This window comes from Veillonella sp. ICM51a (genome assembly GCF_000524355.1).
In the GTDB taxonomy this organism is placed as follows: domain Bacteria; phylum Bacillota; class Negativicutes; order Veillonellales; family Veillonellaceae; genus Veillonella; species Veillonella atypica.
The window spans coordinates 78,191-103,869 of the sequence record NZ_JAPX01000018.1; the positions used below are offsets into that span (position 1 = coordinate 78,191).

The window sequence follows — 25,679 nt, forward strand, 5'->3', positions numbered from 1 at the left end:
TCCCAAATTCGATGATATGATTACCGAATCGAATTATAATGGAATATTACCATGTTTCTTTGGAGCACGGTTTTCACGTTTACTTGCAAGCATAGCCAACGCATTGATAACAGCTGGACGAGTTTGTTTTGGTTCGATTACAACATCAACGAAGCCACGTTCTGCAGCTTTGTAAGGAGTTGCGAATTCTTCTACGTACTTAGCTGTTTTAGCGTCTTTATCTTCATCTTTTTTGAAGATGATGTTAGCTGCACCAGCAGGACCCATTACAGCGATTTCGGATGTAGGCCAAGCGTATACTTGATCAGCGCCCAAATCTTGGGAACACATAGCGAGGTAAGAACCACCGTATGCTTTACGAGTGATAACAGTAATTTTTGGTACTGTTGCTTCAGAGTAAGCATACAACATTTTAGCACCATGACGAATGATACCGCCCCATTCTTGATTTGTGCCAGGCAAGAAACCAGGAACGTCAACGAAGTTAACGATTGGAATATTGAAAGCATCACAGAAACGGATAAAACGGGAAGATTTATCAGATGCGTTGATGTCCAAGCAACCAGCCATTACTTTAGGTTGGTTAGCAATGATACCAACAGATTGACCATCAAAACGTGCGAAGCATGTAATGATGTTTGTAGCATAGAATGGTTGTACTTCATAGTATTCGCCATTATCTACAGTAGCTGCGATAACATCTTTCATGTCGTAAGGCATGTTGCTGTTATCAGGTAACAAGCTGTTTAAGCCTTCATCTTCACGAGTTGGGTCATCACCTGTATCTACCAATGGAGCATCTTCCATGTTGTTAGAAGGTAAGAAACCTAACAAGTAGCGGATTTGAGCGATGCAATCATCTTCATTTTCAGCTGCGAAGTGAGCAACACCAGACACAGAGTTGTGAGCCATTGCGCCACCAAGATCTTCAGCTGTTACTTCTTCACCAGTTACAGATTTAATAACTGCAGGACCAGTGATGAACATTTGAGATGTGTTTTTAACCATGTAGATGAAGTCAGTCAATGCTGGAGAATATACAGCACCGCCTGCACATGGTCCCATGATTACGGAAATTTGTGGAATAACGCCAGATGCATTTGTATTTTCAAAGAAAATTTTACCGTAACCAGCAAGAGCATCTACAGCTTCTTGAATACGAGCCCCGCCGGAATCATTGATACCAACGATAGGAGCACCCATTTTCATTGCTAAACGTTGTACTTTAACGATTTTAGCAGCGTGCATTTCACCAAGAGAACCACCTTCTACAGTGAAGTCTTGTGCGAATGCATATACCAAACGACCATCGATAGTACCATAACCAGTTACTACACCTTCGCCTGGTAATTCTTTTTTGTCTTGACCGAAGTTAACACAACGATGTTTAACGAATTGATCAAGTTCAACAAAAGAGTTGTCATCGAATAATTTAGCCAAACGTTCACGAGCAGTCATTTTACCTTGAGAATGTTGTTTCTCAACGCGTTTTTCACCGCCACCAGCTTTAACTTTTGCTAGTTTTTCGTGCAACAACTCAATTTTTTCTTGCACTGTTTGCATGTCAGCACCTCCATAAAAACTTGTTACAATAATATTTTATTTCATTCGTTGGCAAAGTTCAAGTAATACGCCACCTGTAGCTTTAGGATGAACGAATGCAATAGAGGAACCGCCAGCACCATAACGAGGTTTTTCGTCAATCATACGAATACCTTTCGCCATAAGATCAGCAATAGCATTTTCAATATTATCTACACGCAAAGCAACGTGTTGGATACCATCACGACCACCATTTTTTTCGATGAATTTACCGATAGGGCCGTCTGGAGTAGTAGTTTCCAAGAATTCTAATTCAGCATCGCCGCATGGGAAGAAGGATACTTTTACTTTTTGTTCTTCTACTACTTCATCTTCAGGAAGATGTTGAATTCCCAAAGCATTTTTGTAAAATTCTTTAGTTGCTGCTAAATCATTAACACCAATACCGATGTGATCCACTTGTAATACTTTAAAAGCCATTTCGATTATCTCCTTTATAAGGCTAAATCTCTAATGCTATGTAGTCGCCGTCTACTTTAGCACGTTTGTCATTACGCCGTTAACAACTGTGTATGGATCGCTTTCGCGTTCATTAACAGCTGCCACTTGGCTATTAAATTCGTCGCTTGTAATGATTTTATCAGCTACATAACGACCAATTTGTTCATTAATCATTGCGATGATTTCATCGCGAGTACGTTCTGCCCGACGAGATTCCAATTCACCGGAATCTTCAAGATACTCAAAATGTTCATCTAAGGCTTCGATAAGTTCATCTACGCCTTGGTCTTTACTAGCAATTGTGCGCTTAATTGGTGGGCGCCATTTTACTTCACGAGAATCTAGGTCAAGCATCATTTCAATTTCAACATTCAAACGATCGCAACCATCTCGGTCAGCTTTATTGATAGCAAATACATCGCCGATTTCAAGAATACCCGCTTTAATAGCTTGGATATCATCACCGAGACCAGGAACAAGAACAACCAATGTAGTATCTGCATTTTTTACGATATCTACTTCGGATTGACCTACACCTACTGTTTCAATGATAATCAAGTCCATGCCAAAGGCATCCATTAATTTTACAACGTCTGCAGTCTTTTTGGATAAACCACCAAGACTACCACGTGTCCCCATGCTTCGAATGAATACATTTTCATTTAATGTTAAATCATTCATTCTAATACGGTCCCCCAAAATAGCACCACCAGAGAATGGGCTAGTTGGGTCGATGGCAACGATGCCGATTTTTTTACCTTGATCTAGATAATGTTTAACAACCTTATCTGTCAAAGTACTTTTACCAGCACCAGGGGCACCAGTTATACCGAGAATACGTGCATTACCCGTTTTAGGGTAAATTGCCTTCATAATATCGATGGCATTTTCATACTCGTTTTCTACAGCAGTGATGGACCGTGCTAAGGCTAGTCTTGAGCCTTCAAAGAGGCCTTTAACTAAATCCATTCGCCTCACCACCTATCTTAGAATATGGGAATAGAGGGGAGCCAACCATTCCAGTTGAGCCCCTCTCTTGCCCAGTTAATTATTTTACGTTTTCCTTGATGAAGTTAACGATATCACCAGTTGGAGTACCAGGTGTGAATACAGCTGCTACGCCAGCTTTTTTCAAGCCAGGGATATCAGCATCAGGAATAACGCCACCGCCGATTACTAATACATCGCCCATGCCTTTTTCTTTCAAAAGTTCAACAATTTTAGGGAACAATGTGTTGTGAGCACCGGAAAGAAGGGATAATGCAACTACATTAACGTCTTCAGAAAGTGCTGCTTCTACGATTTGTTCTGGAGTTTGACGAAGACCTGTGTAGATTACTTCGAAACCAGCATCGCGAAGTGCGCGTGCTACAACTTTTGCACCACGGTCATGACCATCAAGACCTGGTTTTGCTACGATTACTCTAATACGTTTTTCTGCCATGATAATTACCTCCGAAATTAGCCGATATTATAATGTGGAATGAGCTTGGTATTCACCGAATACTTCGCGCAATACATTACAAATTTCACCCAAAGTAGCATATGTTTTAACTGCTGCAAGAATTAATGGCATCAAGTTAACGTTTTCGTCAGCTGCGCCAGCTTTCAAATCAGTTAAAGCTTTGTCAACTGCTGCTTGATCGCGGTTAGCGCGAACTGCTTGAGTTTTCTTAGCTTGGTTTACACCTACGGAAGCGTCTACGCGAAGCAAGTCTTTTGGAGCTTCTTCTTCAACTTGGAATTTGTTTACGCCAACGATTGTGCGCAAGCCAGATTCAACTTCCATTTGCCATTTGTAAGCGGATTCTTGGATTTCTTTTTGGATGTAGCCTTTTTCGATTGCTACTACAGCGCCGCCCATTTCATCAATTTTCTTGATGTAAGCCATAGCTTCGTCATAGATAGCGTTAGTCATAGCTTCTACATAGTAGGAACCGCCCAATGGGTCAACTACGTCTGCTAAACCAGATTCGTAAGCCACGATTTGTTGTGTACGAAGAGCTACTTGTACAGATGCTTCTGTAGGAAGAGCCAATGCTTCGTCACGGGAGTTTGTATGTAAGGATTGAGTACCGCCCATTACAGCAGCTGCAGTTTGAAGAGCAACACGAACGATGTTGTTATCAACTTGTTGTGCAGTCAACATGGAACCAGCTGTTTGAGTATGTACACGAAGCATCATGGATTTTGGTTTTTTAGCACCAAAACGTTCTTTCATGATAGTTGCCCATAAACGACGGGATGCGCGGAATTTAGCAACTTCTTCAAGTACATTGTTATGAGCATTCCAGAAGAAGGAAAGACGACCAGCGAATGTATCAACATCAAGACCAGCTTTCAAAGCTGCTTCTACGTATGCGATACCATCAGCAATTGTAAATGCGATTTCTTGTGCTGCTGTGGAACCTGCTTCACGGATATGGTAACCGGAAATGGAAATTGTATTCCATTTTGGAACGTATTGAGAGCAATATTCAAAGATATTAGTGATCAAACGCATGGATGGTTTTGGAGGGAAAATGTAAGTACCACGAGCTGCGTATTCTTTCAAAATATCATTTTGAATTGTACCTTTCAATTCTGTGGAAGGTACGCCTTGTTTTTCAGCTACTGCGATATACATTGCCAACAAAACGGATGCTGGAGCGTTGATTGTCATAGAAGTGGATACTTTGCCAAGGTCGATGCCGTTGAACAAGATTTCCATATCTGCCAAGGAGTCAATCGCTACACCTACTTTACCAACTTCGCCTTCAGCCATAACGTCATCAGAGTCATAACCGATTTGTGTAGGTAAGTCGAATGCACAGGAAAGACCAGTTGCACCGGATTCGATAAGGTAACGGTAACGTTTGTTAGATTCTTCAGCTGTTGCGAAACCAGCATACATACGCATAGTCCAGAAACGACCACGGTACATTGTAGGTTGTACGCCACGAGTATATGGATATTCACCAGGCATACCCAAATCACGTTCATAATCAAAGCCTTCAATATCAACTGGTGTATACACGCGGTTGTATTTCAAGTTTTGACGTTCTGGAGTTTTTACACACTTTTCGTCACAAAGTTTATTGTACTCAGCAATTTGGGCTTTAAGGTTTTCGTAAGCCATGTTTTCATCATCCTCCTAAAAAAACAGGTTATTTTTTCATGCTTCCAGTTTCTGTGAAGCGTTTATGCCAAGAAAGAGCTTCGTCGAGCAACATTGGTGTATGGGCATTTTTAGTTGCAGCGAGTGCTTTTTCGAGGTATTCAGTTAACATTGGTTTGTAGTCTGGGTGAGCACATTTTTCAATGATCAAACGAGCTCTTTCCACTGGGCTCAAACCACGGCAGTCAGCAACACCTTGTTCTGTACAGAAAATCATAGTGTCATGTTCTGGGTGATCCACATGAGATACATATGGAACGATAGAACTGATGTCGCCACCTTTTGCAACGGAATTAGTACAGAAAATAGTGAGATATGCACTACGTGCAAAGTCACCAGATCCGCCAATACCGTTCATCATTTTGCTACCCATAATATGAGTAGAGTTTACATTGCCAAAAATATCAAATTCGATAGCGGTATTCATGGCAATGACACCAATACGGCGAGCAATACCAGGGTTGTTAGAAATTTCTTGTGGACGAAGAATAATCTTTTTACGATATTCATCGATGTTATTATAGAAACGTTTCAACCCATCTGGAGAAGGACTTAATGCAGTACCGGAACATACAGTTACTTTACCTGCATCGATTAAGTCAAACATACCATCTTGGATTACTTCTGTATAAATGGACAAATCTTTGAATGGGCCTTGAGCCAATCCGCTGATTACTGCATTTGCTACAGAACCTACGCCAGATTGCAATGGAAGCAAGTTTTCAGGTAAACGACCTTCACCGATTTCTTGTTCAAAGAATTTGATAAGGTGTTGACTCATTGCTTTTGCATCATCATCGATAGGTGCCAAAGGTCTTGTAGTATCAGGAACATCACAAGGAACTACTGCAATGATTTTGTCTGGGTCACAAGGAATTGCATCAGTACCAATACGATCACCAGCATGTTCCAATGGAATTGGTTTGCGATATGGTGGATCAAGTGGTTCGTAGATATCATGCATACCAACCAAAGATAATGGTTGAGATACGTTTACTTCTACGATAACTTTTTTAGCTTGGCTAACAAATGTTGGAGAGTTACCAACAGATGTTGTAGGTACTAAAGAGCCATCTTCATTGATTTGACAAACTTCTACGATAGCTACGTCTAAATCACCAAAGAAACCATAGCGTACATTTTGCGCCATTGTACTTAAGTGCATATCAACGTATTTGATGTCGCCGCTATTTAAAGCTTTGCGTGTATCCCCATTTGTTTGATAAGGGAAACGACGGTTAATACCATGTGCACGTGTTAATGCACCGTCGGCTTCATCACCTACGGAAGCACCTGTCCATAAATCAATTTTGAATGGTTCTTTTTCCATTCGTTCAGCCAAAGCCAATGGTACAGCTTTTGCATAACCAGATGGAGTAAAGCCGGAAATACCAACTTTATCATTGTGGTTAATCATTTGAGCTGCTTCATAAGCTGTGACAATTTTGCCTTGGAGGGCCGCATTTTTAACGCGATCTTTGATGTCTATCATCGTACCATCTCCTTAAAATCACCTTGTTAAACGACAGTTGATCAATCTCTTGGTCTAAACCGTTCCTTAAACCAACTTCATCGTATGCTTTTACAATCGCATTGTCAACTTATATGCATAAAATGTATTTTTTGTCACATATTTATGGGTCATTATGACTAAAAGTCATGGATTTTCCATTTTTTAGATAAATTAAATTCACATCGTTATAACTCTCAGGAATTATAGATATATTTTTATAATTTCATATATATAGTTAAAAAAGAGTGAATCGAAGAATTTCTATACAATATATAGATTCTCTTCAATTCACTCTTATTCTAATTCTTATTATACATAATACAACAACTTCGATTTTTTTCGATGCGTTTTAATTATGATTGATTTTAGTCTGATTTTGTTGAACTTTCACAAAAGCACCTACCCATCCTAGTAATAACCAGAATGTAATCGTTACTTGGTGACTATATAATTCAAAATCGGACAAACCGCTCACAAGAACACCAACTGCTAAAGCACCGACACCGATGGAGGCAGCCTTACGGAACACATCACCTTTTAGACGTATAGATGTAACCACATGACCTATTAATACAGTTATAAAGGAGATAAGTCCTGGTATGCCTATTTCAGCCAACATATTAAGGTATAAATTATGAGCGTGATACATCAATACATTAGGACCTTGAATATAATAATTATATTCTGGATATACTAAGTAAAATGTATTCCACCCAATCCCCCACACAGGATTTTCACGAACAATGTACATCGTGCTATCCCACAAGGCCCATCGTAAATCAGCCGATGTATCATGACCTTGGAATATAGACCAAAGACGAGTAGCAATTTCTCCATCATAAAAATATAGAATGATGGGGATAGCTAACAAGGATAATAATAAACGACGTTCTACAAAAATTCCCCAGTAAATAATCATGGCACCAAAACTGATCCATATGCCACGTGAATACGTTAATAGCATGGTAACAAAAAGTATTAATGCTATGGGAATCATCATGTAGATTTGTTTCTTATATTCCTCCGATAAGATTTTATCGGATAAGCCCTTCCAGTAAACCAATAAATAGCTAATACTAACGCTTAGAATCATCAACAAGTAAGCGCCCAACAGATTGGGATTCGTCAATGTTGACGACATGCGTCGCATTAATTTTGGAAATTGGATGGCATCAACCCATTCCTTTATATGATGATTAGGAATAAAAATATATTCATAAGCACCTATGCAACAAACGAGAATCGCCGTTCCCAATGTACATTGAAGAAAATAACGCCACTGTTTTGGCGTACTAATATAGGTACGTACTAAATAATAAATACCGCCACCGGCCACAATCTGATAAAACCAACTTGTCAAAGCCCATTGCGCATTATCGGAAAGGGCAGCTGATACGCCCGTCCAAAGGACGAAAAACATAACAGTCCAAGACAACCCGCCCGTAGGCAAGCTAAGACTACGACTTCGTATTAAATCGACAATGGCAAGCCCAACGGCCAACCACAAGAGCACATCCCCTACCATCGGTTGTAGAGGCATGGCAATAGCCACACCATAAATGAGTCGTTCAATATAAAACTTCAACTTTGTTTCCGTTGGAAATAATGAGTGTTCCATAACGATTACCTAGTGGCTCATACGGTTCTGTAACCAACCGCGAGCTTCGCCAAGAATATATAACGATCCACACACAACAATGATATCTCCATCTTGTGTCGATTGTAATGCTAAATCAAGAGCACTGCTCACAGAATCTTCTGTCTGTGCCACTACCCCTTTCACACATTGCCGAACGGTTTCTACCAATTTCTCTGGCACCTCTGTACGTGGTGTTGGTGCAGCCACTGCAATGACTGTATCTTTTGGTTTTACAACTTCATGAATAATACCCATTTCATCCTTATCTGACAAAATAGCCATCACCATTGTTTTTGGCGTATCTCCAAATAATTCATGGTAAGTCATGCCGAAAGATTCTGCGCCGGCTGCATTGTGGGCACCATCAAATATAAATGTCCGATCCAACGTTTTTTTAATCTCAAAACGACCAGCCCAAGTGGCACGGGCAAAGCCTTCGCGCATTGTTTCTTCACTAATAGCATCATCATGTTCCATAACTAGGCGTACAGCTTGTAATGCACAAGCCAAATTGACAGATTGATGAATCCCAGCCATCGTTGTAAATAACATAGCAGGCGGTGCGCCAATAGCACTGACCGTAATCAATTGCCCACCAGGCACTACACTACGGCTATCGATACCAAACTTTTTGTTAAACACATATAATGGAGCATGTTTTTCTTCAGCTGTCTCTTCAATGACCTTTAATGGTCCTTCTTGAGCCGCCGTTACAATAGGAACACCTTCTTTTATAATGCCCGCCTTATGCTTGGCAATCTCTTCAACCGTATTGCCACAATACGCTTGATGATCAAGGGTAACATTAGTAATAACGGAAACCAATGGTGTCACAACATTCGTTGAATCCAGTAATCCACCCAAGCCAGCTTCTACAACAGCATAGTCTACACCTTGTTCTTTAAAGAATAGGAATGCTGCGGCCGTTAGAATTTCAAATTGCGTAGGTGGCTCTACCCCATCAGCAATGATCTTATCTACGCCTTGTCGAACACAATCGATCAAATTGCCAAAAGCGTCTTTGCTAATTTGAACATCATTAATTTCTATACGCTCCGTATAAGATTCAAGGTGAGGCGATGTAAATCGCCCCACCCGTAATCCACTGGTAAATAGAGCATACGAAATATAGGTTGTTACAGAACCTTTACCATTTGTACCCGTAACATGAATGATTTTATAATCTCGTTCAGGATTCCCCAACGCTTGCAATAATGCACGAATACGCTCTAACCCCGGTTTTATGCCAAAGGATGAGGTATCTTCTAAATACGTTAAGGCTTCTTCGTATGTCATATAAACCTCCTATAAGGTTTTTAAGAATTCTTCACGTTCTAACAACGCTTGTTGTTTTTGTTTATATTCTTCTAGTTTTTCTTTTTCTTTTGCTACAACTGCTTCTGGTGCTTTTGCAAGGAAACCTTGATTGCTCAATTTACCTTCTAAGCGTGCAATTTCTTTTTGCATTTGACCTTTTTCTTTTTCGATACGTTCTTTTTCTTTATCTGCATCGATAAGATCCTTCAAGAGAAGATATACTTCCATACCATTTACAACAGTTACGGTTGCATTTTCAGGTTTTGGATCATCAGCACCTAGAATAGTTACCTTTTCAGCCCATGCAAGTGTTACGAAATAATCGCTATGCTCTGCAACGGCCTCAGCAATAGACGCATCAGTCGGTGCTACGATAACTTCGGCTTTTTTGCCCAAAGGTACATTCATTTCGGCGCGCATGTTACGAATACCTTTAATAGCATCCATCATGATTTCCATTTGATGTGCAGCCTCTGTAAGATTTGTGAAAGCTAATGCTTCTGGCCATTTAGCAATCACAATGCTTTCACCTTCATGAGGCAAGTGTTGCCAAATATGTTCTGTAACGAATGGCATAAATGGATGCAACAATTCAAGCATATGACGCAAGATTGTTACAAGCAAATATTGTACAGTGCGACGATCGCGTTCATTAGCATCGCTATACAAACGAGGTTTTGCAAGTTCAATGTACCAGTCGCAATAGGTATTCCAAATGAAATCATATACGGAGCTAGCCGCTTCACCAAGCTCAAATTTATCAAGATTTGCAGTAATACTTGCTACGGTTTCATTGTATTTTTCGACAATCCATTTATCAGCCAATGTTAAATCAGCCTCAGTAGGAACGAAACTTTCATCATAATTCGTCAAATTCATGAGAACGAATTTAGAAGCATTCCAAATTTTATTTGCAAAGTTGCGGTTTGCTTCCACACGTTCCATGTAGAAACGCATATCATTGCCCGGTGTATTACCTGTTACAAGTGTAAAGCGCAATGCATCAGCACCATATTCGCCGATTACATCTAATGGATTAATACCATTGCCTAAGGATTTACTCATCTTGCGGCCTTGGCTATCGCGTACAAGACCATGAATAAATACATGTTTGAATGGAATTTCATGTTCAAACTCAAGAGCCATGAAAATCATACGAGCAACCCAGAAGAAGATAATATCATAACCAGTTACGAGTACACTTGTTGGATACCATTGTTTAAGCTCTGCTGTATCTTTAGGCCAACCCATGGTAGCAAATGGCCATAAACCAGAACTAAACCATGTATCAAGCACATCTGGATCTTGTGTTACATGTCCATGACAATGAGGGCATTCTGTAATGTCTTCACGGCTAACAATCGTTTCACCACAGTCATCACAATACCACGCTGGAATACGATGACCCCACCATAATTGACGAGAAATCGTCCAGTCGCGGATGTTTTCGAGCCAATTTACATATGTTTTAGTAAAACGTTCAGGAACGAATTGAACTTCACCATCTTTTACAACCTTCAATGCTGGCTCTGCAAGAGGTTTCATATCTACGAACCATTGTTTAGAAACCATTGGTTCAATAATTGTTTTACAACGGGAACAATGGCCAACCGCATGGTCATGATCTTCGATTTTTTCTAGCAATCCTAATTCATCAAGCTCAGCTACCACTTGTTTACGCGCTTCTTCGCGTGTCATGCCGTTAAATTTACCAGCACCTTCGTTCATTGTCGCATCATTGTTCATAACAACGATGGATTCTAAGTTGTGACGTTGACCCATTTCAAAGTCGTTAGGGTCATGGGCTGGTGTAATTTTTACACAACCTGTACCAAAGCTTGCATCTACATAGTCATCAGCAATAACAGGAATTTCACGATCAACAAATGGCAAAATTAATGTTTTACCAATTAAATCTTTATAACGGTCGTCTTCAGGATTTACTGCTACCGCTACGTCGCCGAACATTGTTTCAGGACGTGTTGTCGCAACGATAACAAAGCGACCTTCTTCACCTTTTACAGGATATTTAATATGCCATAAATGACCGTGCTCATCTTCGTGTTCTACCTCTACATCAGACAACGCTGTTGCACAACGAGGGCACCAGTTGATGATGCGTTCACCACGATAGATCAAACCTTTTTCATAAAGGCTTACAAATACTTCACGTACTGCATGATAGTATCCTTCATCCAATGTAAAACGTTCACGGCTCCAGTCACAGGATGCACCTAAGCTGCGAATTTGTTTAACAATGGTATCGCCATATTCTTTCTTCCATTTCCAAACGCGTTCTACGAATTTTTCACGACCTAAATCATAGCGAGATTTGCCCTCTTCTTTAGCGAGCATTTCTTCTACCTTGATTTGTGTAGCAATACCAGCATGGTCTGTACCAGGCATCCATAATACATTGTAACCTTGCATACGTTTAAAACGAATCAAGATATCTTGTAATGTATTATCTAGCGCATGCCCCATATGCAACATACCTGTTACATTTGGAGGTGGTAATACAATGCTAAATGGTTCCTTGTCAGTGTCTACTTCTTCGTGAAAGTAACCTTGGTTTTCCCAATAGGAATACCATTTACTTTCGATTTCACCAGGATTGTAGGTGGTTAAATTTTCGTAGGTTTTCATCGTTCCTCCTGAAAGTAAGTACTTATCGTTTCATCACTTTAGCTAACACAAAGAGGCTAGTTTCATATAATAATATCATCGGCAATGCAATCATGGTTTGTGAGAACATATCCGGTGTAGGTGAAATTACTGCACCTATAATAAAGGAAAGCAAAATAAATATTTTGCGTTTCTTTTTTAAGAATTGGGATGTAATTAAATTAAAATATCCCATAATGATAATGACCAATGGCAGTTCGAATATAAAGCCGAACGGTAGTACAAAGGCCAATACAAAGTCCATATATTGACCAATGGAAAACATCGGTTGCAATTCATCGGTGGCAAAGCCCATAAAGAACTTAACCGCAGCAGGCAATACTAAGATATAGGAAAAGAAAATACCTGTTACAAACAACAAAAAGGCTACTGGTAAAATCCAGTTTGATAGATGTTTCTCGCGAACTGTCAATGCTGGTTTCACAAAGAGCCATATTTGATGCAGTATGATAGGCGATGCCAAAATTATGCCGCCTACGATGGATACCTTCATATATGTAAAGAAGGCTTCCGTAGGTCGCATGTAATACAATTTGCCTGCAGGGGCCAATAAAATATCTAATAATACGTCTACATAATAATAGGCAATGCCCGTTCCTATGATAATAGCAACAACCATAATTATAATACGTCTACGAAGTTCTGATAGATGACCTACCAACGATAAATTGGCAGCTTCGTCCATCATCTTTTGTTCCATCTCCGTATATAACGGCTCTGGAGCCTCCTCTTCCTGTTCAGTATTTACCACGGCATATTGCTCTTGTTCTGCTTTTTGTGCTTGTTCCCGACGCTTTTGTCGAACTACGCTATCAAATGAAGGTTTCTTTATGGGATATTCGAAATCTTTAGGTTCGAAGGCCTCCATATTATACCTTTCTATCTGCTAAGTTTTGAACAGCTAATACTAAAAACTCTTTGCCATCAAAATCACGTATAGATTGTAATGCAGATAACGCATCATCACAATATTGTTGTGCGACCCGTAATGTATTATCTATACCACCCTGAGCGATAACATAATCGATAATCTCTTGTTCATTACCGCCATGATTAAGGTTCTTAATATCTTGCAACAACTGATTCTGATTGCTTTCATTAACGATACTAAGCAATGGATAGGTTAACAAGCCCTCTCGAAGATCATTCCCCACAGGTTTGCCTGTCGTGTCTGAGGTTTCGCGATAATCCATAATATCATCGGTAATCTGGAACGCCATCCCCAACGCATGACCATATCGTTTTAGGTACATAATTTCATCACTAGACCAGCCACCTAACAGACCCCCTAGTTCCATGCAGCCCTCCATAAAGTCGGCTGTTTTCTTTTGCGTCTTTGTCATATATCGATCTATGCCTTGGTCAATGCGATACACATCTTCCATTTGCATAAATTCACCTTCTACAAGACAGGTGATGATATGAGAAAAGATTTTTAAATATTCCATATGTGGCATTTCGGATACGATACGGAATGCCTTAGCAAATAAATAGTCACCACTTAAAATGGCAACCTTATTGCCTTTGTGCTTATGAATTGTCTCTTCACCGCGACGTATTTCCGCTTGATCTAAGACATCATCATGAATCAACGTCGCTAGGTGTAACATTTCTACAGCTTCTGCAATCTTAATACGTTCTGCCTCTACCGATGTACCCGCATTGGCAATAAGCAAGCATAATTGCGCGCGCAAACGTTTACCGCCGGCCTCGGATAAAGGTCTAATCAGTGTATTAAAATCTTCAGACCCTGTGTTAAAGGATGACGCAAGAGCACGTTCAACACCCTCTAAATCAAGAGCGATGCGTTCCATCATCTCTAACTGGTTTGAATTACTCATGCTTCCTCCCCTACTAGTACTTGATTAATTCGTTGCTGCAATAACTCACGGCCCGTATGTTTCAATGAGCTATACATAATCGGTGGAGAATCAGTTGGATACATGGCTTTAACTTTTGCTAAATTTACGGATTTTTCTTTAGTATTGAGCTTATCTACCTTTGTCACCACGATTTGAAGAGGCACACCGGCCTCAACGAGCCAATCAAACGCCACTTTGTCGATAGGCATCTCTGGGTGACGCCCATCGATAAGCAAGCATAATAACATTAATCGTTCAGAATGCAATATATAATCAGATATAAATGATGACCACATATTGCGATTATCCTTATTTGTCTTTGCAAAACCATATCCAGGCAAATCAACTAAGAACCAGTGATACCGACGTTCTTCAGTTTCACTAATATCCTCTTTTGATTCAATATCAAAATAGTTTATCGTCTTTGTTTTCCCTGGCTGTCCACTCACAAGAGCAAGGCCACGATAATTACATAAGGAATTAATCAATGAGGATTTGCCCACATTAGAGCGTCCTAAAAAGGCTACTTCTACCGTATCCCCTTCAGGATATTGATCTGCTTTTACACAGGATGTATTATATTTTGCTGCTATAATGCGAGGCCCCTTAATTTCTTTTCTTGTATATTGTGGTTTTGGCCCCATATGTTTTGTGGATTTTTTCTTCTTTTGCATTATACAAGTGCCTTTGCTAAAACTTCATCCATTGTCTTAACAGGTGTGATGATAAGACCTTCTTTTACACTATCTGGTAATTCAGGAATATCCTTTTCATTACCTTTTGGAATTAAAACCTCTTTCACACCGTATAACAATGCTGCCAACAATTTCTCTTTAAGACCGCCAATTGGTAATACGCGGCCACGCAATGTGATTTCACCAGTCATAGCGAGATCAGCGCGCACCTTACGTCCCGTCAAGGCAGATACCATTGCTAATGTCATCGTAATCCCTGCTGAAGGACCATCCTTTGGTGTTGCCCCTTCTGGAAGATGAACGTGAATGTCTAACTTTTTATAGAATTCTTCATCGATTTTCAAGGATTTTGCATTATGACGAATATAGCTCATAGCAGCATGACCGGATTCTTGCATTACTTTACCAAGGCTACCGGTTAGTGCTAGTTTGCCAGTCCCTGCCATTGTTGTCGCTTCACAAGGTAATACTACACCACCTACAGAGGTCCAAGCAAGTCCGTTAACATAGCCCACTTGAGGTTTCTTTTCACGTTCTTGATCGATAAAGATAGGTGCGCCTAAGTATTCGTGTAAATTCTTGACGGAAACCTTCGGAGTTTCAATATCTTGTTCTACTACTTGGTAAGCCATTTTTCGGCATACTTTAGCGATAGTTTTTTCCAAGGTACGAACGCCAGCTTCACGAGTATATTCGGATACAATTTTCTTTAACACTGCATCAGATAATTTAATTTTATTATCTTTTAAACCGTTCTTTTCGATTTGTTTAGGTGCTAAATAGCGCTTAGCGATTTCTAATTTTTCATCTTCCATGTAGCTTGAAAGCTCAATAATTTCCATACGGTCTAATAATGGGCCTGGAATATTAGAGGCCACATTCGCCGTAGTAATCCAGAATACATCGGAGAAATCAAATGGAATTTCAATAAAATGATCGCTAAATGTACTATTTTGTTCCGGATCCAACACTTCTAATAATGCAGAAGATGGATCACCTTTATAATCGGATGCCAATTTATCGATTTCATCAAGCAAGAATACAGGATTACGTGTACCTGCATTTTTAATGCCCTGAATCATACGACCTGGCAATGCGCCAATGTATGTACGACGATGGCCACGAATTTCAGCTTCATCGCGAACGCCGCCTAAGGATGCGCGTACGAATTTACGATTCATCGCTTTAGCAATGGATGAAGCTAACGATGTTTTACCAACACCAGGAGGTCCTACTAAGCAAAGGATGGAACCGCTATTCTTACCTGTCAATTTGCGAACTGCCAAGAATTCTAAGATACGTTTCTTAACCTTTTCTAAGCCATAATGATCAGCCTCTAAAATATCTTTTGCTTCATTGATATCTAGACGATCATCGGTAACATCGTTCCATGGTAAACTTAGCACCCAGTCAAGATAATTTCTAAGAATGGTCGCTTCTGGCATCATTTGTGGCATGCGGCTATAGCGAGAAATTTCTTTATCGATACGATTGTGAACCTCTTCGCTCAAATTAAGAGCTTTTAATTGTTCTCTTAATTCATCTGCTTCTTCCTCAGGATCGCCCTTATCACCCAATTCATCATGAATGACGCGAATTTTTTCACGCAAGAAATATTCTTTTTGTGTTTTTTCCATAGCTTGACGAACTTGATTGTTGATGGAATTTTCCAAATCAGAAATTTGTAATTCCATATTAAGAATGCCTACAATCATGTTCAATCGTCTTGCAACAGATAATTCTTCTAGTAACTCTTGTCGTTTTGCATTATTAACAGGCAGCATAAATGCTACTTGATCGGCTAGTTCACAAGGGTCACGCAATTCCATAACGCGTGTAACGCCTTCTTCAGTGATCGTTTTAGCTTCATCAGCCCATTCATTGAATTTAGACTGTACTAAACGACGATACGCCTCAAGTTCTACATCATCTTCGAAAATGGATGCTACACGTTCATAGTCCCCTACATAATAAGGATCCATGCTCGTAATGTTCATAACACGAATACGAGTAATACCTTCAACGAGAACACGAACAATACCACCTGGTAAGCGCAACATTTGTTTAATTTTTACAAGTGTACCCATTTGGGCTAAATCATGAACGGTAGGTGCATCTACAGAATCATCCTTTTGGGATACCACTGCCATAATGCGATCTTCGTTCATTGCGGCTTCTACCGCTTTGATGGATTTGTCTCGACCGATATCGAGGTGAATCACGATATTCGGATATACAACCATCCCTCTAAGGGGAACGGTAGGAATACCTACTTCGAGTAAATTCATATGTCCTCCAAGGATTTATATTATGAAAAGAAACTCATTCCTACACAGAAATGAGTTTCTTCGAATTACGATTTCAGCTGGATGTCTTTGTCTGCCTCATTTTTGAGTATAGGTTCACCTGTGCCCTTTACGGCTTCTCTGGTAACTATGCATTTTGCCACATCATCCATAGATGGAACTTCATACATAACATACTTCATTACCTTCTCAATAATGGCACGCAAACCACGAGCACCAGTTTTACGCTGTAATGCTTCATCAGCGATTTCTTCTAATGCATCATCTTCAAATGTTAATTCTACACCATCAAGGGATAGAATTTTTTCATATTGCTTAGTCAATGCATTTTTCGGTTTTGTAAGAATTTGGACCAATGCATCCCGATCTAATAGGTCTAATGTTACCATAACAGGCAAACGACCAATAAATTCAGGAATCAAACCAAATTTCAATAAATCTTCAGGTACAACCTCTTTGAGAATCGCAGATACATCGCGTTCTTCAGCACGTTGTACATCAGCACCAAAACCTAATGTTTTCTTAGCGGTACGTTTTGTAATAACCTTATCCATGCCATCAAATGCGCCACCACAAATAAAGAGAATATTAGTAGTATCGATTTGTAACATTTCTTGATTAGGATGCTTACGACCACCTTGAGGTGGCACGGAAGCAACGGTACCTTCTAAGATTTTTAAAAGTGCTTGTTGCACACCTTCCCCGGACACGTCACGTGTAATGGAAGGATTTTCAGACTTACGGGCAATCTTATCGATTTCATCGATGTAAATAATACCGCGTTCAGCCCGTTCAATATCATAATCGGCGGCTTGAATGAGTTTTAATAGAATATTTTCTACATCTTCCCCTACATAGCCAGCCTCGGTTAAGCTTGTTGCATCTGCAATTGCAAATGGAACCTCTAACATTTTTGCCAATGTTTGAGCCAATAATGTTTTACCACTACCTGTAGGTCCAATAAATAGAACATTGGACTTTTGTAGTTCTACATCATCTACCATATTATCTGTTTGTAGACGTTTGTAGTGATTATATACTGCCACCGCAAGGGAAACTTTAGCATCATCTTGACCAATGACATATTGATCAAGATGAGCTTTAATTTCTTTTGGCGTTGGCAATTCTTTTAGTTTAAAGTCTTCTGTACCGATGTCACCAAGTTCATCTTCAATGATGCGTTCACAAACTTCTACGCATTCATCACAGATGTACACATTAGGACCGGCCACTAGTTTTCTTACTTCATCACTTGTGCGTCCGCAAAAGCTACAACGCATAGTATCTTTATCTTTTGCCAATGAGCGCCTCCATTACTTGCTTTCTAGAGTATCGCGAGTTAACACCTCGTCAATCAAACCGTATTCAACGGCATCTTGGGCACTCATGAAGTTATCACGATCAGTATCACGTGCTACCACTTCAATATCTTGGCCACTGCGAGCTGCTAGGATACCATTTAACTCTTCACGCATACGAAGAATTTCACGGGCATGGATTTCGATTTCAGATGCTTGACCTTGTACACCACCCAATGGTTGGTGAATCATAACGCGCGCATGAGGCAATGCAAAGCGTTTTCCCTTTGCACCGGCTGTCAATAATACAGCCCCCATACTTGCAGCAGAGCCTACGCAAATGGTAGACACATCTGGTTTAATATATTGCATCGTGTCATAGATAGCCATACCAGCAGTTACAACACCACCTGGGCTATTAATATATAGATGAATATCTTTATCTGGATCCTCTGCTTCTAGGAAAAGCATTTGGGCAATCACCGCATTTGCAACATTATCATCAATAGGTCCACCTAAAAAGATAATGCGATCCTTTAATAAGCGAGAGTAAATATCATACGAACGTTCACCACGTTCGCCTTGTTCAACTACGATTGGTACATACATATAATCACCTTTTCATGTACCTAGTGAGCAAGCATTATTCTGCTGCTTCTGCACCTTTTGCATTATCGATGATGAATCGAGCTGCTTTTTTGCGAGCTACAGAGCCTGCTAACATAGCTACACGACCTTCTTTTGCAATAATATCCCAAACTTCTTTAGGATCTGCTCCAAAGTTTTGAGCCATAATGAAGATTTCGCGATTCATATCATCTGGAGTTACTTCGATACCTTCAGCAGTTGCAATAGCGTCCAATACTAAATCAGCGCGTACATTTTCAGCTGCGGAATCTTTGTATTCAGTGCGTAAATCTTCGATAGTTTTATTGGAGAATTTCAAGTAGTCATCAAGTTTCAAGCCACGGCCTTCCATGTTCATAGCCAATTCTTGAATCATTTGTTCTACGCGATCATTGATCATCACTTCTGGAATATCTACAGTTGCATTTTTAACAGCTGCTTGGATCAAATCAGCATTGTAAGTGTCGATGGCACGACGGGATGCTTCTTCTTCCATTTTAGCGCGAAGATCGTTTTTCAATTCTTCAATTGTTTCGTAAGAGCTTGCTTCTTTGGCGAATTCATCGTTCAATTCAGGCAATTCTTTACGTTTAATATCATGGATATGAGTTTTGAATTCTGCTTCTTTACCAGCTAATTCAGCTACGAAGTAGTCTTCTGGGAATGTTACTTTTACAGTTACATCATCACCAGCTTTTGCGCCGATCAATTGATCTTCGAAACCTGGGATGAAGCTACCGGAACCAATTTGTAATGGGTAGGATTTACCTTCGCCACCATCAAATGGTTTACCATCAACAGAACCAGCGAAATCGATTACTGCGAAGTCGTCTTTTTGAATTGTAGCGCCTTCTTCAGCAACAACCATTTTAGCTTGTTGTTCACGAATATTGTTCAATTGTTCTTCGATTTGTTCATCAGTTACAGTAGCGTCTTGTTTTGTAGCTTCTAAGCCTTTGTAATCGCCAAGTTTAACTTCTGGACGTTTTGTTACAGTTACTTTGAAGATTAAATCTTTACCTTCTTCGAATTGTACGCGTTCTGTTTCTGGATCAGATACAGGAACGATATCGTTTTCACGAAGAGCAGCACTATAGTTTTGGCTAGCCAATACGTCAAATGCTTCTTCCAAGATAGCTTCTTTACCAAAGTTCATTTCCAATACACGACGAGGTGCGTGGCCTTTACGGAAGCCAGGAATGTTTACTTGGTTTGCAATGCGTTTTACCGCTTGTTTGATACCTTTGTCTACTTCTGCTGCAGGTACTTCGATAGTTAAAGTTACTACGTGTTGATCAACAGGATTTACAGTTGCTTTCATTAAAATATGTCCTCCTTGAAGGGCAAACGCCCAAATTTCTGTAGTATATTATGCACTCCTTATAATATCATAAATGAAAATTCAATGCAATTCTTAGCATTATAAGGAAACAGCCACTCATAGGGAGTGGCTGTTTAGTATTGCATATATGTAAATAATTAGTTATCTTTTGCAATCAATTTAATGATATCACGACGAGATAAAATGCCAATCAAACGGTACTCTTTATCTACAACAGGGACGTTTTTCAAATGTTGATCAAGCATAACGGATACAATTTCTTCTACATCTTTATCTGGTGTTGTAGTAATAACATCGCTAGTCATCAATTCATATACGTGGGATGCTAACAATTTTTTGAATTGTGCATTATATTCACCAATACCATTGTAATAGATACTAGCGCCCAAAACATTTACATAATGAGGTACATGAGGGCGAACCTTTTTGTATAACAAGTCACCTTCTGAAATAATACCTAACAATTTATTTTCTTCATCCACTACAGAAACAGCTGTTAAATTATATTTAACTAATAAGTCTGCTACATCAGAAATAGGAGCATCTTTACCAACTGTAACAGGATATTTATTCATTACGTCTTGGATTTTCATAGGGAATTCCTCCTTCATATAACTTTACTCTTTATTATACTATTCGACCTTAGAGTTGAAAACTCCTTTTTCATAAATTGTATATAAATAATATTTAGTTAAGTATATCACCAGTGGTATGGTTCATTGCGATTTATCTTAGCACTGCGGTAAATCTGTTCTACTAACAACAATCGAACCATTTGATGAGTAAAGGTCATAGGGCTAAAGGATAACTTAAATTTTACAGAACGGCGCAATTCATCACTAACGCCAAAGGCACCGCCTATGATAAAGACCATATCACTGATGCCGTCCACCTCTAATTTAGATACCATAGAGGCCAAATTTTCAGAAGATATCGTTTTACCATATACATCTAGCAATACGGTGTATGCCGATTTAGGAACAGCCTTTAATAACCGTTGCCCCTCTTCTACGACTACTTGTTTACGGTCCGCATCACTAGGCTTATCCCCTATTTTACTTTCATTCAATTCAGTAATTGTAACGCCTCCATAGGGGCGCATACGTTTTACAAATTCGGCCACACCTTCACGAAGGTAAGCCTCTTTTAATTTACCAATACAGATTACATGAAACTTCATACAAGATGTACCTCTAATTTTTATGAACAGACTGCATGGATACTATTTCGTTAGGTTGGCCATGCTGTAATTTCATTTCTGGGCCTATTTTAACGCCCCCATCGACGAGCATTTGACCAATCGTCTGCGTTACGAGGATAGGGTTATTATTATTTTCAGAGCGATGTGCCAAAATGACCTGCATAAAATCAGGCCGTTTCATCATAAGTAAGGCCTGTGCCGCCATTTCATTGCTCAAATGGCCTTCATCACTGGCCACGCGTTGCTTTAAAAATGGTTGATACGGTCCAAAACGCAACATTTGAGGGTCATAATTGGCCTCCAAGACTAGCAATGTGCTGCCATCTAATCGGTGCAATATAGTATCCGTAATCACACCTGTATCGGTGACAACCGTAGCCTTATCCTTGCCAGAATATACATTGATACCTATAGGATCTGCCGCATCATGACTAACACTAAAGGGTTCCACCGTAAGATTTCCAAGCTCCAAACTACCTTTTGTCAATTCCACCAGTTGATGTTTTGGAACGATTAACTTATCTTGGATTTCACGCCACGTGCCTTGCTTAGTATATACAGGAATATCAAAACGCTTTAATAGTTGTTGTAGCCCCGCAATATGGTCGGTATGCTCGTGGCTAATAAATATTCCCTCAACCTGGCTCATATCGATATGTAATTCTTTCAGCCCATTAACGATGCGCCGGCAACTAATACCCACATCATGTAATATAACAGAATTTCCTTTTTTTATAACTGTACAATTACCCTTGCTACCGCTAGCAAGAACATGGACCTCTAAAGGTGAGGTTTCACTCATTAAACTACTCCATATAATTAATTATTTCTATTGGTGAAAGTCTTTCAATCACCGTACGATTGCGTTAGTGAAAGTCCAACTTTCACAACTATTATTGTTTCAATTGTGACAGTTCTTCTAATCGATTAACAAAATATGCCATATTCGACTCAAGATCTGGTCCACGACGGAACATATCGCCTCCAACGAGGAACATCGTATCATTTCCGTACAACTCGACTAATTCTGTAAGGCGCGCATCAGTCACGCCACCACCAGGAGCCGGACAGCCTGCTTTCACCAATCCTACAGGATGTTTAATATACGCGGCAATACGCTTACATTGCTCTTGGGTAAAAGTAAAGCGCCCTCCATAGGATACAAAAACCATCATATCAGCGCCAAATAATCGAGGCAAGAACCCCAACTGTAAATAGTCGGCAATACCGGATACACCAGGGCTCACAAAACCACCAGAATAAGCAGGGTGATGAATAATAGGCAAACGCAATTTTTCATCAGTAGCCAATTTATGTAACCAACCAGAGCCAACTAAACCTGTGGCTACCATAAGGGCCGTAGCCCCCGCCTCTTTAGCGAAATAAGCACGTTCTAATACGTCTGTGCCATCACCAGACACATTAGCTGCATATAATGCGTGTTTTCCATGTGCTTCATTCATCTCACGCACAGCAGCAGCACATCGTCTTACACGATCCTTAAACTGCGAAAAAGATTGGTTCGTAATGCCATGATCATCCTTGATAACATCGACGCCACCACGCGTATACGCTGCACACATGCGAGCTAGTTCTTCATTAGGTGTTCCCATAGGTTTAATTACAGCCTGAATCATCGGTCTTGTAGGCGTTTCAACCAATCTACGAATACCATGCAATCCAAATCGTGGACCTTTGAATACGTCAAATAATGTAGGACATAGTTCTATGTCTACCACCCAAATATGAGGTTGTAACGATGAGTTACCAAATACAACATTTAAAAATTGCGTTGCTTCTAATGCGGTAGTATCTACATGATATGAAATGCGAGCTAGATAATACCGAGAAGCATCAATCACTGCATTCGGCATCACTCCCACAGTTGCATATGCGGAATCTGGCGCCATCGATTCGAGAGATTCCAATCGACCGGTAATTGTATTTTTAATATATGGATCAGTTACAAATTCATAAGGAAATTCAATCGTTTGTTCTACTTGAACAGCCCAAGCAATAGACTTTGCGTCTTCATATGTGTCGGCTTCAATTCGGTAGGTAACTATAAATCGCTCGTCCTTCATAATGCGTCTCCTTTGCAATAACATTATTTAATTATATACCAAAGCAGTACACCTTTCCATAAATAGATACAAAAAAGACTATAGCGATGTCACATCCATCGCTATAGTCTTTATATAATATGAAGTTGTTATGCGTTAGCTAATGTTTTACCCAATTCTTGGCATTGTGCATTGCCGTCATCATCTGGTTCACCCAAGATTGCCACACCGTCAGCTACTAATTCGCCGCCAGCATCTTTAATGCGAGTGCCCCAGTCTTCTAACCAAGTGCCCCCCCAACCATAGGAGCCAAAGATTGCTACTTTTTTACCACTCAATTTACCTTCTAATTCGGTGTAGAATGGTTCGAATTCACCTTCTTCTAATTGTTCAGCACCCATGTCAGCGCAACCAAGAGCTAATTTATCGTAAGCTGCTGCTTCATCAACAGATACTTCAGAAACGGATTTTACTTCTACGTCTTGACCTGCAGCTTTGATACCTTCAGCTACTTCATAAGCCATTCTTTCTGTATTGCCTGTACCGGACCAAAAAATTACACCAATCATCTTGTACCTCCTAGGCCGTTCTTGCGACCAATGAACTAAATGTTTTTCCCAACATCAATTGAGTTTGACAAAATTCACGACATGCTTTGTAACATAGGAAAGAGCGTTGTGCATCTACTACATCGTGGTAAACCTTCCATTCACCACACATAGAGTATCCATTACCGCGACGAGAAATAAAATACTTCACATCCATTAATGGATATCCAAGGAACACACCAATTTCATGAGGGAAATCAACGCTTGATTCCATACGATATCGCAAATGTTCAAGCATCTCCATAATGCTCATACTATCTTGATAACCGTAGGCTTTCAAAAATGTCATCACCGCAGGTTGCCGTACATAGTCTCGTAATTGTGTTTCACGGAACACCAATAATAGTCTACGTGCTTTACAGCGACATAATTCAAAGAAGAATAAACCCTTTTCATTAAACTCTTTATTATATTCAGTCAAAACGAATTGGATTTGTTCATTCATGTCCCGTGGAATAGAAACCAAATTCGAGATCTTAATGCCTCGAATTGCCGGTGCACAATGAAATCCAATGATATTGTCAATTGAATCCATCATAGTCGTACCTGCCTGTTGCATATCTATATAGAATCCGCCTCATTACTTGAGATTGATTACTATATACACATAGTACTCTCGATGAGAAATATTGTCAAGATAATTGATAATTTATTTCAATAATTATTTATTATTTACCAGTTAGCAAGTTGCTCACGCGAGGAAATACCTTAGCATCACTTTCTTCATCTATAGCGATAAATCGCACACTAGGGCCCTCGTATTTACTTTCAGAAACAGCAACATGAAGAATCTCATTATAAGAATTATTATTATCTTTACTTGTATATTTTAGTGCACCTACATATGTTTTATTGTGCTTAGCCAAAGGTGTCACCACTTGATATTGGCCTAGCTCAGCAGCTTTACCTCCATTGATAGACGCCACCAAATTACCGACATCACTGGCATCAGTGCTCACATGCTTGGTGTTAACAAGATTATGTTTACCACCTACGACCACATTCGCAAATACAGCGTAATTCATTTCATTTTCTCGTTTTACGTTAAGCGTATATACCTCGGCACGTCTGGCACCAGCTTGCATAAGAGCCGTTTTTACATCGGTTTTACCTGCGCCGGCGAACAAAGCCTTTGGCGCATTGGCATAAATCGTAACACCTTCGTTAAGTTTCATACCATTATACGTTCCATATGCAGCGGCATATTTACTAGCATTAATATTAGCCGCATCAACAAGTACAGGTGTGCTCATCGCTACAACACCAGCGAGAGCTAAAGCTATCATTGATTTCATAGTTTTCTCCTAAACAAAACCGCCCCTT

At 39.8% G+C, this 25,679-nt stretch carries 23 protein-coding genes; all 23 read right to left on the reverse strand.

What is annotated here, in order from left to right; translation table 11 throughout:
• Window positions 1-33: 33 nt before the first annotated feature.
• The gene (locus tag HMPREF1504_RS02505; protein WP_005377385.1) at window positions 34-1,563 is read right to left on the reverse strand and encodes a carboxyl transferase domain-containing protein; all 1,530 of its coding nucleotides are present in this window, start codon (window positions 1,561-1,563) and stop codon (window positions 34-36) included.
• Window positions 1,564-1,599: 36 nt separating this feature from the next.
• Window positions 1,600-2,022, reverse strand: a complete 423-nt coding sequence (gene mce, locus HMPREF1504_RS02510; protein WP_005377395.1) for a methylmalonyl-CoA epimerase — start codon at window positions 2,020-2,022, stop codon at window positions 1,600-1,602.
• 51 nt (window positions 2,023-2,073) lie between these two features.
• On the reverse strand, window positions 2,074-3,012 hold the full coding sequence (meaB, locus tag HMPREF1504_RS02515) for a methylmalonyl Co-A mutase-associated GTPase MeaB (protein WP_005377389.1): 939 nt from the start codon (window positions 3,010-3,012) through the stop codon (window positions 2,074-2,076).
• Window positions 3,013-3,091: 79 nt separating this feature from the next.
• A complete protein-coding gene (locus tag HMPREF1504_RS02520; protein WP_005377409.1) occupies window positions 3,092-3,487 on the reverse strand; it encodes a cobalamin B12-binding domain-containing protein in 396 nt (131 codons plus the stop codon).
• Between the two features lie 27 nt (window positions 3,488-3,514).
• The gene (locus tag HMPREF1504_RS02525) at window positions 3,515-5,161 is read right to left on the reverse strand and encodes a methylmalonyl-CoA mutase (protein WP_038123159.1); all 1,647 of its coding nucleotides are present in this window, start codon (window positions 5,159-5,161) and stop codon (window positions 3,515-3,517) included.
• A gap of 28 nt (window positions 5,162-5,189) precedes the next feature.
• On the reverse strand, window positions 5,190-6,692 hold the full coding sequence (locus tag HMPREF1504_RS02530) for an acetyl-CoA hydrolase/transferase family protein (RefSeq protein WP_005377419.1): 1,503 nt from the start codon (window positions 6,690-6,692) through the stop codon (window positions 5,190-5,192).
• A gap of 370 nt (window positions 6,693-7,062) precedes the next feature.
• Window positions 7,063-8,331 carry an O-antigen ligase gene (locus HMPREF1504_RS02535; RefSeq protein WP_038123161.1) on the reverse strand — a complete coding sequence of 423 codons (1,269 nt, stop codon included), beginning with the start codon at window positions 8,329-8,331 and terminating at the stop codon, window positions 7,063-7,065.
• A 9-nt stretch (window positions 8,332-8,340) separates the two neighbouring features.
• Window positions 8,341-9,648 (reverse strand): folylpolyglutamate synthase/dihydrofolate synthase family protein, encoded by a 1,308-nt coding sequence (locus tag HMPREF1504_RS02540; protein WP_038123165.1) that lies wholly within the window; start codon window positions 9,646-9,648, stop codon window positions 8,341-8,343.
• Window positions 9,649-9,657: 9 nt separating this feature from the next.
• Window positions 9,658-12,315 carry a valine--tRNA ligase gene (locus HMPREF1504_RS02545; RefSeq protein ID WP_005380591.1) on the reverse strand — a complete coding sequence of 886 codons (2,658 nt, stop codon included), beginning with the start codon at window positions 12,313-12,315 and terminating at the stop codon, window positions 9,658-9,660.
• Between the two features lie 22 nt (window positions 12,316-12,337).
• Window positions 12,338-13,222, reverse strand: a complete 885-nt coding sequence (gene tatC / locus HMPREF1504_RS02550; protein WP_038123167.1) for a twin-arginine translocase subunit TatC — start codon at window positions 13,220-13,222, stop codon at window positions 12,338-12,340.
• A gap of 1 nt (window position 13,223) precedes the next feature.
• On the reverse strand, window positions 13,224-14,195 hold the full coding sequence (locus HMPREF1504_RS02555) for a polyprenyl synthetase family protein (RefSeq protein WP_005380584.1): 972 nt from the start codon (window positions 14,193-14,195) through the stop codon (window positions 13,224-13,226).
• Window positions 14,192-14,890 (reverse strand): ribosome biogenesis GTP-binding protein YihA/YsxC, encoded by a 699-nt coding sequence (gene yihA, locus HMPREF1504_RS02560; RefSeq protein ID WP_084644741.1) that lies wholly within the window; start codon window positions 14,888-14,890, stop codon window positions 14,192-14,194. The genes HMPREF1504_RS02555 and yihA overlap by 4 nt, the downstream gene beginning before the upstream one ends.
• Window positions 14,890-17,199, reverse strand: a complete 2,310-nt coding sequence (gene lon / locus HMPREF1504_RS02565; RefSeq protein ID WP_005380575.1) for an endopeptidase La — start codon at window positions 17,197-17,199, stop codon at window positions 14,890-14,892. Before lon ends, yihA begins: the two co-directional genes overlap by 1 nt.
• A 65-nt stretch (window positions 17,200-17,264) precedes the next feature.
• Window positions 17,265-18,518 carry an ATP-dependent protease ATP-binding subunit ClpX gene (clpX, locus tag HMPREF1504_RS02570; protein ID WP_005380648.1) on the reverse strand — a complete coding sequence of 418 codons (1,254 nt, stop codon included), beginning with the start codon at window positions 18,516-18,518 and terminating at the stop codon, window positions 17,265-17,267.
• Window positions 18,519-18,530: 12 nt separating this feature from the next.
• Complete coding sequence (gene clpP / locus HMPREF1504_RS02575; RefSeq protein WP_005377316.1) at window positions 18,531-19,124, reverse strand: ATP-dependent Clp endopeptidase proteolytic subunit ClpP; 594 nt, start codon at window positions 19,122-19,124, stop codon at window positions 18,531-18,533.
• A 34-nt stretch (window positions 19,125-19,158) separates the two neighbouring features.
• Window positions 19,159-20,463, reverse strand: coding sequence for a trigger factor (tig, locus tag HMPREF1504_RS02580; RefSeq protein ID WP_005377404.1), 1,305 nt, complete (start codon window positions 20,461-20,463; stop codon window positions 19,159-19,161).
• A 158-nt stretch (window positions 20,464-20,621) separates the two neighbouring features.
• The gene (locus HMPREF1504_RS02585) at window positions 20,622-21,077 is read right to left on the reverse strand and encodes a CBS domain-containing protein (RefSeq protein WP_005377414.1); all 456 of its coding nucleotides are present in this window, start codon (window positions 21,075-21,077) and stop codon (window positions 20,622-20,624) included.
• A gap of 107 nt (window positions 21,078-21,184) precedes the next feature.
• Complete coding sequence (gene rlmH, locus HMPREF1504_RS02590) at window positions 21,185-21,664, reverse strand: 23S rRNA (pseudouridine(1915)-N(3))-methyltransferase RlmH (protein ID WP_005380607.1); 480 nt, start codon at window positions 21,662-21,664, stop codon at window positions 21,185-21,187.
• A gap of 13 nt (window positions 21,665-21,677) precedes the next feature.
• Window positions 21,678-22,487 carry an MBL fold metallo-hydrolase gene (locus HMPREF1504_RS02595; RefSeq protein ID WP_038123171.1) on the reverse strand — a complete coding sequence of 270 codons (810 nt, stop codon included), beginning with the start codon at window positions 22,485-22,487 and terminating at the stop codon, window positions 21,678-21,680.
• A gap of 91 nt (window positions 22,488-22,578) precedes the next feature.
• Window positions 22,579-23,769 carry a RuBisCO large subunit C-terminal-like domain-containing protein gene (locus tag HMPREF1504_RS02600; protein ID WP_038123173.1) on the reverse strand — a complete coding sequence of 397 codons (1,191 nt, stop codon included), beginning with the start codon at window positions 23,767-23,769 and terminating at the stop codon, window positions 22,579-22,581.
• A 128-nt stretch (window positions 23,770-23,897) separates the two neighbouring features.
• A complete protein-coding gene (locus HMPREF1504_RS02605) occupies window positions 23,898-24,317 on the reverse strand; it encodes a flavodoxin (RefSeq protein ID WP_005377355.1) in 420 nt (139 codons plus the stop codon).
• Window positions 24,318-24,327: 10 nt separating this feature from the next.
• Window positions 24,328-24,915 (reverse strand): DUF3793 family protein, encoded by a 588-nt coding sequence (locus tag HMPREF1504_RS02610; protein ID WP_038123175.1) that lies wholly within the window; start codon window positions 24,913-24,915, stop codon window positions 24,328-24,330.
• A 109-nt stretch (window positions 24,916-25,024) separates the two neighbouring features.
• A complete protein-coding gene (locus tag HMPREF1504_RS02615; protein WP_038123177.1) occupies window positions 25,025-25,651 on the reverse strand; it encodes a hypothetical protein in 627 nt (208 codons plus the stop codon).
• Window positions 25,652-25,679 lie beyond the last annotated feature (28 nt).

Excerpts from the sequence above, each read along its gene's own strand:
- HMPREF1504_RS02505 (WP_005377385.1), bottom strand. The coding sequence starts at position 1,563 with ATGCAAACAGTGCAAGAAAAAATTGAGTTGTTGCACGAAAAACTAGCA.
- mce (WP_005377395.1), bottom strand. The coding sequence starts at position 2,022 with ATGGCTTTTAAAGTATTACAAGTGGATCACATCGGTATTGGTGTTAAT.
- meaB (WP_005377389.1), bottom strand. The coding sequence starts at position 3,012 with ATGGATTTAGTTAAAGGCCTCTTTGAAGGCTCAAGACTAGCCTTAGCA.
- HMPREF1504_RS02520 (WP_005377409.1), bottom strand. The coding sequence starts at position 3,487 with ATGGCAGAAAAACGTATTAGAGTAATCGTAGCAAAACCAGGTCTTGAT.
- HMPREF1504_RS02525 (WP_038123159.1), bottom strand. The coding sequence starts at position 5,161 with ATGGCTTACGAAAACCTTAAAGCCCAAATTGCTGAGTACAATAAACTT.
- HMPREF1504_RS02530 (WP_005377419.1), bottom strand. The coding sequence starts at position 6,692 with ATGATAGACATCAAAGATCGCGTTAAAAATGCGGCCCTCCAAGGCAAA.
- HMPREF1504_RS02535 (WP_038123161.1), bottom strand. The coding sequence starts at position 8,331 with ATGGAACACTCATTATTTCCAACGGAAACAAAGTTGAAGTTTTATATT.
- HMPREF1504_RS02540 (WP_038123165.1), bottom strand. The coding sequence starts at position 9,648 with ATGACATACGAAGAAGCCTTAACGTATTTAGAAGATACCTCATCCTTT.
- HMPREF1504_RS02545 (WP_005380591.1), bottom strand. The coding sequence starts at position 12,315 with ATGAAAACCTACGAAAATTTAACCACCTACAATCCTGGTGAAATCGAA.
- tatC (WP_038123167.1), bottom strand. The coding sequence starts at position 13,222 with ATGGAGGCCTTCGAACCTAAAGATTTCGAATATCCCATAAAGAAACCT.
- HMPREF1504_RS02555 (WP_005380584.1), bottom strand. The coding sequence starts at position 14,195 with ATGAGTAATTCAAACCAGTTAGAGATGATGGAACGCATCGCTCTTGAT.
- yihA (WP_084644741.1), bottom strand. The coding sequence starts at position 14,890 with ATGCAAAAGAAGAAAAAATCCACAAAACATATGGGGCCAAAACCACAA.
- lon (WP_005380575.1), bottom strand. The coding sequence starts at position 17,199 with ATGAATTTACTCGAAGTAGGTATTCCTACCGTTCCCCTTAGAGGGATG.
- clpP (WP_005377316.1), bottom strand. The coding sequence starts at position 19,124 with ATGTATGTACCAATCGTAGTTGAACAAGGCGAACGTGGTGAACGTTCG.
- tig (WP_005377404.1), bottom strand. The coding sequence starts at position 20,463 with ATGAAAGCAACTGTAAATCCTGTTGATCAACACGTAGTAACTTTAACT.
- HMPREF1504_RS02585 (WP_005377414.1), bottom strand. The coding sequence starts at position 21,077 with ATGAAAATCCAAGACGTAATGAATAAATATCCTGTTACAGTTGGTAAA.
- rlmH (WP_005380607.1), bottom strand. The coding sequence starts at position 21,664 with ATGAAGTTTCATGTAATCTGTATTGGTAAATTAAAAGAGGCTTACCTT.
- HMPREF1504_RS02595 (WP_038123171.1), bottom strand. The coding sequence starts at position 22,487 with ATGAGTGAAACCTCACCTTTAGAGGTCCATGTTCTTGCTAGCGGTAGC.
- HMPREF1504_RS02600 (WP_038123173.1), bottom strand. The coding sequence starts at position 23,769 with ATGAAGGACGAGCGATTTATAGTTACCTACCGAATTGAAGCCGACACA.
- HMPREF1504_RS02605 (WP_005377355.1), bottom strand. The coding sequence starts at position 24,317 with ATGATTGGTGTAATTTTTTGGTCCGGTACAGGCAATACAGAAAGAATG.
- HMPREF1504_RS02610 (WP_038123175.1), bottom strand. The coding sequence starts at position 24,915 with ATGCAACAGGCAGGTACGACTATGATGGATTCAATTGACAATATCATT.
- HMPREF1504_RS02615 (WP_038123177.1), bottom strand. The coding sequence starts at position 25,651 with ATGAAATCAATGATAGCTTTAGCTCTCGCTGGTGTTGTAGCGATGAGC.